This window comes from Propionicimonas sp. (assembly GCF_034927565.1).
Taxonomy (GTDB): Bacteria; Actinomycetota; Actinomycetes; order Propionibacteriales; family Propionibacteriaceae; genus Propionicimonas.
Genome location: NZ_JAYFPT010000116.1, coordinates 25,211 through 37,404 on the forward strand (window position 1 = coordinate 25,211; position 12,194 = coordinate 37,404).

Annotated in this window: 14 protein-coding genes; 3 read left to right on the forward strand and 11 right to left on the reverse strand. The window is 70.1% G+C overall.

The features are described from left to right. Positions 1 to 12: 12 nt before the first annotated feature. The 4 genes from VB080_RS15550 to VB080_RS15565 form a co-directional block, all read right to left on the reverse strand. Positions 13 to 948 (reverse strand): sigma-70 family RNA polymerase sigma factor, encoded by a 936-nt coding sequence (locus VB080_RS15550; RefSeq protein ID WP_323419357.1) that lies wholly within the window; start codon positions 946 to 948, stop codon positions 13 to 15. Then, positions 945 to 1,565: a hypothetical protein gene (locus VB080_RS15555; protein WP_323419358.1), complete on the reverse strand. Its 621-nt coding sequence runs from the start codon at positions 1,563 to 1,565 to the stop codon at positions 945 to 947. The genes VB080_RS15550 and VB080_RS15555 overlap by 4 nt, the downstream gene beginning before the upstream one ends. Beyond that, complete coding sequence (locus tag VB080_RS15560) at positions 1,562 to 2,914, reverse strand: type IV secretory system conjugative DNA transfer family protein (protein WP_323419359.1); 1,353 nt, start codon at positions 2,912 to 2,914, stop codon at positions 1,562 to 1,564. The genes VB080_RS15555 and VB080_RS15560 overlap by 4 nt, the downstream gene beginning before the upstream one ends. Before the next feature lie 101 nt (positions 2,915 to 3,015). Next, positions 3,016 to 3,477, reverse strand: a complete 462-nt coding sequence (locus VB080_RS15565; protein WP_323419360.1) for a hypothetical protein — start codon at positions 3,475 to 3,477, stop codon at positions 3,016 to 3,018. 116 nt (positions 3,478 to 3,593) lie between these two features. On the opposite strand from VB080_RS15565, the gene VB080_RS15570 reads away from it, so the two are divergent. The 3 genes from VB080_RS15570 to VB080_RS15575 are packed head-to-tail and all read left to right on the forward strand — an operon-like array spanning position 3,594 to position 4,568. Then, a complete protein-coding gene (locus VB080_RS15570; protein WP_323419361.1) occupies positions 3,594 to 4,010 on the forward strand; it encodes a hypothetical protein in 417 nt (138 codons plus the stop codon). After that, complete coding sequence (locus VB080_RS16080) at positions 4,007 to 4,243, forward strand: DUF4258 domain-containing protein (RefSeq protein WP_416339561.1); 237 nt, start codon at positions 4,007 to 4,009, stop codon at positions 4,241 to 4,243. Before VB080_RS15570 ends, VB080_RS16080 begins: the two co-directional genes overlap by 4 nt. A gap of 10 nt (positions 4,244 to 4,253) precedes the next feature. After that, the gene (locus VB080_RS15575; protein ID WP_323419362.1) at positions 4,254 to 4,568 is read left to right on the forward strand and encodes a DUF2283 domain-containing protein; all 315 of its coding nucleotides are present in this window, start codon (positions 4,254 to 4,256) and stop codon (positions 4,566 to 4,568) included. Positions 4,569 to 4,590: 22 nt separating this feature from the next. Here VB080_RS15575 and VB080_RS15580 read toward each other — a convergent pair whose 3' ends face one another. The 7 genes from VB080_RS15580 to VB080_RS15610 all read right to left on the reverse strand — a co-directional run. After that, positions 4,591 to 6,138 carry a peptidoglycan DD-metalloendopeptidase family protein gene (locus VB080_RS15580; RefSeq protein ID WP_323419363.1) on the reverse strand — a complete coding sequence of 516 codons (1,548 nt, stop codon included), beginning with the start codon at positions 6,136 to 6,138 and terminating at the stop codon, positions 4,591 to 4,593. Between the two features lies 1 nt (position 6,139). After that, a complete protein-coding gene (locus VB080_RS15585; protein WP_323419364.1) occupies positions 6,140 to 7,459 on the reverse strand; it encodes an ATP-binding protein in 1,320 nt (439 codons plus the stop codon). A gap of 194 nt (positions 7,460 to 7,653) precedes the next feature. Then, the gene (locus tag VB080_RS15590; RefSeq protein ID WP_323419365.1) at positions 7,654 to 9,165 is read right to left on the reverse strand and encodes an SCO6880 family protein; all 1,512 of its coding nucleotides are present in this window, start codon (positions 9,163 to 9,165) and stop codon (positions 7,654 to 7,656) included. Positions 9,166 to 9,193: 28 nt separating this feature from the next. Next, on the reverse strand, positions 9,194 to 10,798 hold the full coding sequence (locus tag VB080_RS15595; RefSeq protein ID WP_323419366.1) for a hypothetical protein: 1,605 nt from the start codon (positions 10,796 to 10,798) through the stop codon (positions 9,194 to 9,196). 3 nt (positions 10,799 to 10,801) lie between these two features. Continuing rightward, complete coding sequence (locus VB080_RS15600; RefSeq protein ID WP_323419367.1) at positions 10,802 to 11,623, reverse strand: hypothetical protein; 822 nt, start codon at positions 11,621 to 11,623, stop codon at positions 10,802 to 10,804. Continuing rightward, on the reverse strand, positions 11,620 to 11,898 hold the full coding sequence (locus VB080_RS15605; RefSeq protein WP_323419368.1) for a hypothetical protein: 279 nt from the start codon (positions 11,896 to 11,898) through the stop codon (positions 11,620 to 11,622). Before VB080_RS15605 ends, VB080_RS15600 begins: the two co-directional genes overlap by 4 nt. After that, on the reverse strand, positions 11,898 to 12,194 hold a 297-nt coding region (locus tag VB080_RS15610; protein ID WP_323419369.1), incomplete at its 5' end, for a hypothetical protein. The genes VB080_RS15610 and VB080_RS15605, both read right to left, overlap by 1 nt.

A 12,194-nucleotide genomic window follows, 5' to 3' on the forward strand; every position in this document is an offset into this window, starting at 1 on the left:
CCAAGGGCCGGGTCAAACGCGTGGGGCTGTGCGCTCCGCCGGCTTGGTCACACCGGCGCGGTGTTCGGGTCTGTGGGAGCTCGGCACCGCCAGCCCCGCACCGGACGTCGGCTTGGCCAGCCCCGAAACGGGCTGGCCGTCTGGGCGGTCGAGGAGTCTGCGGAGGTGGGCGCGGGCGGTGTCGGCGATCCGTCGGACGCTGGTCGTGCTTGTTCCGAGTTCTTTGGCGATGGCCTGTTGGGTGCTGGGCGCCTGACCGTTCAACCCGTACAACTTGTCGATGACTTGTTGTTCGAGCGGCGGGAGCATCCGCACGTATCGGGAGACATCGACCTGGAGGACCTTGTCGAAGGCGACCTGGGCGCGTTCGGAGGCGTCGACGACGTCAGCGGCGTCCAACGGAAGATGGGAGTGGCGGGTGTAACTCATGACCTCGCTGATCTCCTTGACCGGCCGGCCAAGTTCAGCAGCGACGGCCGCGGGGGTGGCGGGGCGCCCGTCGGACATCAGTCCCAGCTCTGCGCGGCGGACCTCCATGAGGTCCTTGGCCTGGCCAGGCCGCAGGTGCAGTTCGCCGCCGCCGGTCATCAGCGCCGTCAGGACGGTGCCGCGGATGTGGTGGTAGGCGTAGGTGGTGAACGCGGTTTGGGTGGGGTCGTAGCGCCATGCCGCGGTGATCAGGCCGATAACGCCTTCCTGGAACAGGTCGTCCCTGATCCTGGCCCGCCCGTTGGCGTGGCGGGACAGCACCAGCCCGACCACACCCAGGTTCGCCTCCACCATCTCCTGGACGGCGCGCCTGCCGTCGGCACTCAACGCGGCGACCTGTTCGGGTGGGATCCCGGCCAGCAGTCGCCGGGCGTCCAGGTGCGTGCTCGCGGCGTCGGCGACGATGCCCATGTCACGCCGTTCGCACAACACCAGCAGCTGTTCGCGGGTCAGCCTCATGGCAGCACCTCGCCCGTGGTTGGGTCGATCAGCAGCCCGTCGACCAGCCTCAACGCTGCCCGCCCCGCTGAGCCCGCGGCGGCCGCGCGGGTGGCGACGTCCTGGGCGAACAGTTCCTGCCGGGCGTCCACGGCGGCCGCAGCAAGGTATCGGCCGGTGCGGGTAGCGCTGGGCGGGTTCTTGTGGCCGTCCTCGCAGATGCCGCGGGTTCGGGTGTGGATGCGGTCGAGGAACTGCGGCAGGCCGTAGCGGTGCCATTCCTCCAGCAGTTCCGAGGTGACTGCGAGTCCGGCGCGGCGCCGCTGGTCGGCCAGGCAGCCGATCTCGTGGACGAGGTGCGGATGCCGTGGCCAGCATCCCGGGACGAGACTGTCGGCCAGCCACGCGTGCTGGGTGTTGATCCACCCGACCACTGCGTCCAGCCACTCCCACACCTCGCGGCGCAGCCCGGCGTCGCGGCAGCTGGTGACGTCCCACGGACGTGGCAACAGCTCCAGTGGACCCAGGTCGAGCACCTCGTCCAGGTTCTTGGCCTGCTCGACGCGCGCCAGGTCGGCGTAGGCCCTCATCATCAACACACCGACCTGCGGGAACGGTTCGACCAGCGCCGTGCTCACCGTCCGTCCTCCCACGTTGTGGACGCCAACCCGAGGGTGCGCGCCTGGGCCAGCGCGTCGGCCTGCTGGGCGCGGGCGTCCGGTCCCAATCGGCGGGTGTTGGTGAGCCGGTCGCGCAGCTCGGCCTGCTGGCTCAGCAGGGTCTTGCCGCGGCGGCCGTCGATGCAGCGGGTCAGCGCGGCGATGATCGGTTTGCCGTTCTCGGCCACGACCAGCGCCGTTCTTTCGGGAAGTTCGCGGACCTCTTCCGGACGCAGCACGGGAATGTCCTCACCGCTGAACGTGCGCCCGCTGGTGCGGCCGGTCTGGTGGGTGACCCGGGCGACCCGGACGCTGCCCAGAAGGTCGGAGACCTCCTTGTTGAACGACGCGTCCTTCGACCCGCCGAACACCATCAGCACGTTGGTCAACCCGAACAGGGCGCGGGCCTCCTGCTCACCGAAGATCGCCGCCAACTGCCGCCACGTCTGCGCGGCGTAGATGAACGCCAACCCCAACGCCCGCTCGTTGGCCATCCGCGTCCGCAACGTCGGCAACGGCGCCGTCGAGGGCAGCTCGTCCAGCACCGACACCATCGGCGGACACAACCTGCCGAACCTGGACGCGTTCGCCAACCCCAACGCGGTGTCCAACACGTGCTCGGCCACCGCGGTCATCAACGGCGACGCCGACGCGTACGGGTCCTCGCGACCAAGCAGGTAGATCGTGCCGTTCTGACCGATCAACCCGGCGATATCAGTTGCCGCCTGGGTCGCGGTCGGCACGCAGCGGGCGCGGATGTCGGCCTGGAAGAACAACGACATCGCCTGCTGCACCGTGGTGACGGTGTTGCCGGCCGTCCGGTCGTCACCATGCAACGCGCCGTGCAACAACCCGTGCCAGAACCGGGCCGCAGCCGGGTGCTCACGCAGAATCTCTGCCGGCTCGGTCGCGGCGTGCGGGCTGGCGACCCAACCCAGCACGTCGTCCAGGTTCCGGCCGGTCAACGCGGCGGCGTGGAAGTAAGCCTGCAGCACCTTCGCCGCCTCGGACGCGTAGAACCGCGCCGCGTCATCACCGTGACCGCCAGCCACGGCACCCTTGATCGTGCCGGCGGTGAACGCCTTCGCCCGCCGTTCGGCCAGCATCGGATCCACACACCCGCCGATCGGGTCCCACACCAGCTGCGGCAACCCAGGAGCCAACCCGAACGGGTCCAGAACCGCGACCGGGCCACGCTTCGAACGGGACGTGATCGTCAGCAGCAGGTCGTCGGTCTTCGTCAACGTCACCAACGCCGCACCCGGCGCCGCCAGCAGGGCTGGGGTCAACAGGTCGAGGGTCTTGCCCGACCCCTGCGGCCCGATCACCCCCGCGGTGCGATCCCATGGACACCATAATTGGCCGGCCCTCGGATGCCTGGCCCGCCCGATCCGCCAACCCACCTGCGTGGCGTCGAACCTTCCCACGACTACGCCCCCTTCGCAGGGAGAGCGCGCGCGCCGTAAAGGTCGGGGCGCACCATCCGGCGTGACCGGAACAGCCTTGAGCGGCCGAGCAAGCGCTCCGCCTCGCTCGTCGTGGCCATCCCCTTCGGAGCCGTCGGACCCCACCGCGAGACCAACTCGTAGCCCGCCCAGCCCAGCACGGCGAACAGGACCACCTCGGTCGCGATGATCGTCGCCACGAGCAGGCCTGGTGGGACGCCGGTCACCGCCTCGGCCAGTCCCGCGGCTGGATCGCCGGTCAGCACTCCTGGCAGCGACCCGAAGAACTCGGTGGAGCGTGGCCACCTGAACCCCTTACCAGCGAGCAGGCAGGCGATCGCGCGTCCCGACTGGACGCCCACGGCGAACACCATTCCGCAAGCCGCGATGGCGGCCAGCGGGATCTCCCACGTGAACGGGTACGGGTCTTGACTGGGACGCGCCACGGCAGACTCCCTCCAAACAGGTCTCAACCAACCCAAGACACGGGAGGCAGCTTCGTGGACGACGCTGACCGGAATCGCTCAGCCCATTCAGCGCCGCGCGAAACTAGACTCTCGGTGTGACCCCTAACGTTGAACTTGACTACGCACTTCTCGCGGAATGGGCGCGGGTGAATGCGACTGGCACGCTCACCGTGATCGACGGGAGCTTCTTGCGCGTTAGCGCCCCGGTTGGCACGCTCGTGCCCCTCGCCGTTGCGGGGCGTGTCCGTTTTCTCGGAGAACCGTTCGAAACCACCGTCAGAGTCCAGTTCGAGCTCACCGAGGGGCCGTCCATTTCCTTCGAAGTGGTGGCCACAGCCGAGGAGGAAACCTCCTATGGTGAGGGCCGAAGGCACGTCTTGTTTGCCTTGAACACACAGCTACCCGTCCTGTCTGCGGGCCGCTGCAAGGTCAGCATCTTCCTCAACGGTGTCTTGGCACGCGACCTCTACTTCGCGATGGTGCCGCAAGGACCAGGCGAGGCGCCGCAATGACTCCGGCATACCGACTGTCGAGGCACGCGCAACAACGTATGATTGAACGACATGTTTCGGACGCCAACGTTGAGGAAGTGCTAGCTTCACCAGACAGCGCACGGCACGATCCCAACCAACGCAGCTATCGGCTTGAGAAGCGGCTACCTCAAGGAGTGCTCAAGGTGTGGGTGGTACAGCCGTGGCCACCGAAAGGTGTCGTTCTGGTCAAGTCGGTTGCCTGGAAAAATTGAGGAGGGTTCGATGAACGCGACGCTAACTGTCGATCTCACCGCCGACGTCGCCTACCTCCGGCTGGACGACGGCGAAGTCGCCCGCACCTGCGAGGTGTCTCCCGGGGTCTATGTGGACCTCAACGAGTTCGATGTTGTCATTGGCGTCGAGGTGCTGGCTCTGGATGCTTTGATCCCCTATTCGGAGTTGGCGACCAAGTTCCACGTCCGCCAGGATCACCTTCGGGTCCTGGAACAGATCCGCCCCAACGTCACGAGCTTCGTGGCGCATCAGTCGGGCACAGAACCGCTCAGCAAAGGCACTCGTAACGGGGTTCCTGCCTGACGCGCAACAAGCCCAGCCTCGCTCAGTTGGACCGTGCGGTGTCGGCGACGTTGCCGACCCGCCAGATCTCGAAGATGGTCAGGTTCGCCCAGCCGGTGTAGTTGCCGTGGATGACCCCCAGTTCGCTGCTAGCCGCCTCGATGGTCTGCTGGGCTACGGGGTCCCAGACGAGGGCGACGTGTCCGATCCGGTTGGGTCCGAGGTAGGAGTCGATGAAGATCAGGTCTCCGGGTCGTTCCTGGCCGGGCGGCACGCGGTAGCCGTTGCCGGCGGCGAGCCAGTTGCGTTGCTCCTCGGCGGTGCGCGGCATCGTGACGCCGATCTGCGCGTACGCGGCCTGGGTGAATGATGAGCAGTCGTAGGCGTCGGGTCCGTTGGCGCCCATCCGGTAGGGAAGACCGAGCCGGCCCCTGGCCCAGCCGAGCACGGTTTGGAGGCGTTCGGACGTGAGTGGCGGCAGTGTCGGGTCGCCGGTGCCGTTGCCCGACAGGCAGCCGCTGGTTCCCGCGAGTACCTGCCCGCCGCCGTAGGAGTTGGCGTAGAACAGCACGTCGCCGACGTACCAGTCGGCGTGGTTGTAGGCGAACACGGCTCGCTTGACGCCGTCGGGCCCGTCGAGGGCACCGGAGGCAACCAGGTAGTTCGCGGCCGAGTGGACGCTGTCCGCCGAGTTGTTGATGTCCGCCCGCCCATCGTTGTCGCCGTCGACGCCGTAGGCGGCCCAGGTGGCGGGCATGAATTGCATCAGCCCTTGGGCGCCGGCGCTGCTGACGGCGGTGTTGCGGCCGTGGGCGGTCTCGGTCATCCCCACGCCGGCGAGCAGCGTCCAGGGCACCCCATACCGGGCGGCGGCAGCTTCATACAGGCGCTGCACCTCGGCGGGGATCGGCAGGGGCGGGTTGTGCAGGGAGTCCTGCCGCATCTCGGGCTCGGGCAGTTCGAACCCGACTCCGCCCTCCAACACCCCGGGCGGGCTGCTGGTGCTGGACGGCCCGGCCGGTTGGCCGTTCAGGGGTGCGCCGTGCTCGAGCATGAACGGCACCGGGTCGACGGCGGCGCCGTCTTGTTTGATGGTGAAGTGCAGGTGGATACCGGTCGACCAGCCTGTGGATCCTTCGACGCCGACCGGCTGCCCGATCGCCACCGGCGCGCCCACGGCGATGGCGGGATCGATGGAGTCCAGGTGCCCGTACAGAGTGGTGATCCCCGCACCGTGGTCGATGACGACGTGGTAGCCGAACCCGTCGCCCCACCCGGCAAAGCTCACCCGCCCCGAGCTGACGGACACCACTGTCGTTTGTGGCGCGGCCAGGTCGGTGCCGTCATGCAGCTCCGACGCACCGGAGATCGGGCTGTAGCGGTATCCGTAACCGGACGTGACCTGGTATGCGGTGTCGACGAACGGGACCCGCCACTCCCCCGTCGAAGCCAGCGACCCACCGCACGCAATGGTCTGCTGCACCTGCGCCGCGGGCACGAGGATGGCAGCGACGACCAGGGCGAGCAGGAGCGGGCTCGTCAGGACGACCGCCGCCAGTCCACCACCGACAACCGCGACCAGTTTGCCCATGTCACCGAGCCTTTTCGAGTGCGGTGTTGGTGTACGTGAGGTGCTGCTCGAGCGGGTGGAGCACGGTCTGAACCTTGTAGGTCTGCTCGCCGACGCACCACAGCGCGCGTCCGCGGCCTTGCATCGCCCAGCCGGTGATCAGGTCCTGGGCGATCGGGCCGAGCCCGAGCAGGGTTTCGAGTTCGGCGGCGACGCCGGGGTCCTGGCCGTGCAGGACCTTGATGTCGGCGAGGTGGAGCAGGTCCTTGGCGATCGACACGGCTTGGGAGCCGTGGTCGCCGACGGACAGCAGGTCGGATGGTTTGTGGGCGATGGCCCATTGGATGTCGCCGTCGCGGCGGGACAGCCGCAGGTCGGCGTCGAAGCTCTTGACGGCTTCGGGGCCGAGGCGTAGTTGTTTCCAGGCTTCGTCGCGCACCACGATCCGCACGTCGCCGGGTTCGGCGGTTTCGCGCATCGCCCGTCCCCAGGAGTTCAGGCAGGTCAGCGCGATCCCGACCGCTTCGTCGCCGAGGGGTTCCAGTCTGGACAGGCTGAGCGATTGGATGGGGGCGCGCCAGTCGACGTTGATGGTGGTGGGGCCGTCGAACAGCCCGGCCAGCGCCCCGGACACGAGTTGGCCGAGCGCGTCGCGCAGCAGGCGGGTGGAGTCGTAGAAGTCTCGGCGGTCGCGGTAGCGGCATTCGTTGATCAGTTCGGTGGCGGGTTCGTCGAGTTGGCGCCACAGGGCGGGGATGGTCGGCTCGGTCAGCCGGGTCGCGCCGGTGGTGTAGCCGGTGAGGTGTCCCAGGGCGGTCTTGATGACGGTTTCGTCGGTGGGTCCGAACGGGACGCGCCGGTCGCCGATCTGTTGGGAGCCGACCAAGCCTCGGATGAGGGTGAGCCAGCGTCCGAACACGACCGCGCTGCGCCGCTGGGCTTCGGCAGCGTCGAGGTCGGCCCAGCCGTGCCCGAGCGGGCCGAAGTCGAGCGGGTTGATCCGGGCGGGCAGTCCGTGGCCGATCGCGAACGGTTCGACGCCCAGCGCGCGGCACAGGTGTTCGTATTCGTCCTTCGGGTCGCCGAGGATCAGCACGCGGTAGCCGAAGTCGAGCATCCGCAGGATGAACGCCTTGGTGGTGGCCGATTTCCCGCGGCCGGGTTTGCCGAAGCTGAACACGTTCGGGTTGGTGACCGGCACCTGGTCGCTGAGGACCCAGCCGAGCGGGTCGGCGTAGAAGCTGCCGCCCGACAGTTGGTCGATGCCCAGCTGCGCGCCGGTGGGCGGCAGGCCGGGGGTGGCGATCAGCGGCCACAACACCGGCGCCTGGTCCGACGTCATCCGCCACGTCGACACCTGCGCCCCGGCCGCAGACCAGCCGCGACCGGCACGAAGCTGACCGCGCATGGGGGCGTGGTGATGCAGGTTCGGTTCGCGGCGGCGCTCCGGTGGTGCTGGGTGGCGGGGCAGGTCGTGACCGAAGTCGGCGAGCAGCCGCGCCACATCTCGGCTACCCGGAGCGGACGGGCGGGGTTTCATGCGCCGCTGCCCCTGGACAGGCTGATTCCCAGCGGGATGGTGGCGGCGGCGAAGCCGGCGTCCTGGGCCAGGTCGAGACGCAGCGGGGCGAACCCGGCGCGGCGCACGCAGCCGTCGAGGCGGCGGCCGTACTCGCCGATGCCGGCGGTGCGTGGCACGGTGACGCAGCACACCGCGTAGGGGCGGATCAGCGCGTTCCCGCGGGCCAACTTCTCGTCCATGGCGTGGGCCTTGGACGCGTCGTTGCGGTGCCGCGCCTTGGCCTTCACCCCTGCGCGGCGGCGCAACTCGTCGCCCATGTCGGCGGCGAACTCGGCGTTGTCCGACGTGCGTTCGGCGGCGGCCTGCCCCAGGATCGGGAACGCGACCATGAACGACCGGCGTTCGCCGGGTTCGGCCGGGGTGAGGACGGGGGCGAGCGCGCCGATCACCGCGCCCTTGGCGGGCAGTTTGATCGTCGCGCTGACGGAGTCCCACGCGTCGTGGCTGTAGTGGCGGACCGCGGTGTCGGCGCTGCTGGGTCCGGCCATGGCCCAGGGCACGTCCGGGTTCACCTGTGGGTTGCGGGTGTGTTCGGCGGCCGCGTCGATGACGCCGGCGCGGTCGGCGGGGGCGAACCCGGTGCGGCAGGCCAGCGCGAGTTCGGGTGAGGTCAGCCAGCGCACGTCGGTCATCGCCATGGCGGCCCGCAGTTGCGCCTCGACCTCACCCATCAGCCCGTACAGCACGCGGGCGCGCCCCTCGAGCCGGCCGCCGCTGGCCCGGGCCTGCCGGGCGATGCGGGTCTCGGGCACCACGATCGTGACGAACGCCTCGGTGCGCACCGACGCCGCCGACAGGTGGCGCTGCAAGTCGTCGTTGACCTGCCGGGCGAGCGGGCTGGCGTCGGGGACGCGGTGCCGAGCCACCCACACGCTTCGTTCGGCGCCGTCGTCGGGAACGGTGCGGACCATGAAGATGACCTCGTCGATCAACTCCCCACGCGACGCCAGGTCGAGCAGCGACGTCAACCCGGCGGCCTGCCGGTTGCGTTCCGCCGCGTCGCTCATCCCGATGCCGGGGTGGACGACCGCGGCGGTGACCGCCCACGTGCGGGCGGCGTGGTTCTGGATGATCGCGGTCCGACTCTGCGCGGGCCCGGCCGGGGGCCCGTCGTGGACCTGCACCCCCTGCAACACCCCCGGCAGGTCGACATCGTCCAGACTGTCCGCCCGGCCTTGGGCGGCGCGGGAGGTGAACCGTCTGGCACCGGTGAGGCCGGCGAACAGGTGGCAGCCGGACGCCCACAACCAGCCCACCGCCGGGCGTCCCTGGATCGACACCACCGTGACCAGGAACACGAACCCGAACACGGCCAGGAACACCAGCACGTGGGCCCACGCCTGCTGCTGTAACGCCCAGAACACCGGCAACGACGCGCCGGCCAGGATCGCCAGTTGCTGGCCCGACAAGCCGAAGAACCAGCCGATCCGGTCTCGTGAGTAGTCGGTGTACGTGTTGGCTGACATCATTGTGACTCCCTTGCTCGATCGTTGGCTACACGACGGCCACGGCGGCCGCGCGGGCGGCGGTGGCGGCCTCCGACGCACCGGCCCCACCGGCAGTGACACCCGTCCCACCCGCGGAACCTGCTTCTCCCGCGGAACCGGCCGCACTCGATCCCTCGGCAGGGCTGCCGGGGACGATCGGGGCCTGCGGGGCGGGGCCGCCGGGGTCGCCCGGGGTGCCCGGTGCTGGTGCGCTGTCGGGTATCGGGGGCTGCGGCGTGCCGCCGCTGCCGTCCGGCGCGCCGGGCTGATCGGTCGCAGGCTGCCCGCCGGGATCGGCGCCGGCCGATTGACTGTTCTGGCTGCCGCGGTGACCCGTGCCGGAGAAGTCGGGCTGATAGGTGTTGTGCCCGACCCCCATCTGGTTGGTGGTGTCGCTCGCTACCGCTGCCGCAGAACCGCCGACCGACGCGAGCCCGCGGACCCCGGCCGCCAACGCCATCCCGGCCACACCCGCCACACCCGCCACGCCCGCCGCAGCACCCGCCAACCCGGCCCCTGCGCCGGCCGAGGCGGTCCCCGCGCCGGCCGACGCGGTTCCCGCACCTCCCGCAGACCCCGCCTGTCCGGCCTGCCCGGCGGCGAAGCGGCGGCTGGTGGCGTCCTCGCCCTGCGCCTCGCCCTGGGAACGTCCCGAAGCAGCGGTTTGGGTGGCGGTCCCGGCGTCCCCGGCGCCGCGCTGCCCGCCGAGGAGCCCGGACATGCCGCCGAGCGCCCCGAGGCTCATCCGCAGCGACGCGCCGGAGTTGGTGCCGGGGTCGACGAACGCGAGCAGCTTGAACAGCGCGAGTGGGGAGACCGCGGAGATCAGCATCAGCACCACGGCCGGCAGCGCGGTGCCGATCGCCTCGTTGGTCTTGTCGGCCTGCCCGCCGGCCACCCCGGACGCCATCTGGACTCCCACGCCCATGACTAGGGTCATCACGACCGGGGTGAACGCGGCGGCGTGGAACCAGCGCAGCGACTTCCAGAACCAGGCGCGTCCGGTGTCCCCGACCAGGCCGGCCGCCGAGATCGGAGTGGTCGCGGCCAGCACGACCAGCGCACCGGCCCGGGTCAACAGGACAACGAAGTGCGCGATCGCCGCGACACACAACAGCACACCCAGCAGGCCAAGGACTCCGGCAGTCACCACCTCGGTGACGTCGCCGACCTCGAAGCCGCCCAGCGGGTCCCAGCCGGCCAGCGAGTCGGTCGCGAACAAGGTGCGCATCAGCGCCGCGTTCAGACCTGAGCAGGCCGCGATGACCGCGGCCGCGTAGGTAAGCCACGCCGCCCACACCACGACGAACTGTCCGACCCCGAGCAGCAGACGCCCCAACGATTTGCCGTCCCGGCGCAGCGCCGCGACACCGAGTTGGACCATGATCATGATCACCAGCAGGCTGGCGGCGATCCAGAACGTCGTCGCGTACACGTCGCGGGCGGGGCCGGACTCGGTGAGGTCGGGGGTGAGGAAGTGTTCCTCCAACCTGAGGACGAACCGCATGAGCAGCAACCCGACGTTCCAGACACTGAGCATGATGGCGGTCCAGATGTCGGTGCCGACCTTGATCGCCTGACCGGCGAGTTGGCTGAACGGGTCGAACGGCATCGTTCACCTGCCCGTCGGGGCCCAGGTGCGCCAGCCGGCGGCGAACGCCAGGTCGGTGTCGGGCCACGTCGACGGTGCGGCTGCGGGTGGTTCGCCGGGGGCGATCAGCCAGCGGGTGCCGTCCCACTGCATGCGTTCGCAGTAGCCGAAACCCATCCGCGCCTCGACGTTGATGACCGCCCGCACCTCGGACAACACGCACGCCACCACCCAGTCCGGGCCGTCGGTGGCCTTGACCTGCGCGGCGGCTGGGGTGACGGTCACGGTGGTGCCGGGATCCTTCACCGAACCCATCCGCGCGGTCGACAGGAACGACCGCACGTGGCCCATCAACGGCCACCGCTCCACCGGTGGCGCGTCGGGTATCGACCATGCCGCGTGGATCTCGCCAGCCCGCGCGACACTCATCTCGGTCAGCACCGCCACCTCGATCTCCGCCAACTGCCCGACCGCACCCTCCGGGGTGCGCGGGAACCCCGAAGGCACCCTCGCCGGCCCGATCAACGTCGATGCCGGCACCTGGATCACCGGGCCCGGGGTTGCGGCCGGGGTGCCGCGCCACGCGTCGTCCGGGTTCACCGACACCATGCCCGCGGCCGCCAGCTCGTCGCGCCGCGCCTGTTCACCCTCGCCGGGGCGTGCCTCGGTGTGCGTGGCTGGGGGCGCGTCGTCGGCTGTCGGGGTGATCGTGGCGCGGATCGTGAACAGCAGGCCGGCGGCAAGCGCGATCGTGGTGGCCAGCCCGAGGGCGAACAGCACCAGCAGCCGGCCCTGCCCCCACGGTTGCGCCACCGGGTCCGGACGCGGCGGGCGGGGCCGTGTCATCCGATGCACCCCGACCCGGTGATGGCGGCCACCATGGACGGCAGCACCATGTAGGCGATCGCGGAGATGAACACCACCACCGCGCCGATCACACCAGCCCGCGAGGCGTGCGGCATGCCGAAGATCCGGCCCGCGACCACCGCGCCCAACGCGACCACCACACCGACCACGAACAGCGCCAACACGCCCCACAACACGTAGCCGGTCAACTGATCGGCGTACTGCTGCGCCCCCGGCGGGGCCACCGGACAAATCTGCAACGGAACCAGCAACATCAATCTTCCTCTCGCTCATCAGCGGAATCAGCTCGGCGGGTGGAGGCCAGCACCACCTCAGCAGCGGTCAGCAGGTCGGCGGGCAGCGGACGCGAATCCACCCCGCCCACCCGGAGCGAAGCCACGAGCGGGACGCTGAGCACCCACCCGCACCGCTCCGCTGCTCGGGTTAGCGGGCCCAACGTGGCCGCCAGGCCCCTCGGCCAGCGGCGCCGCGGCGGGCCGAGCAGCACGACCCGGGACGCGTCGGGGCGGTCCAGTTCGCCCAGCGTGGTCTCCAGCCGGCGCAGCCCCGC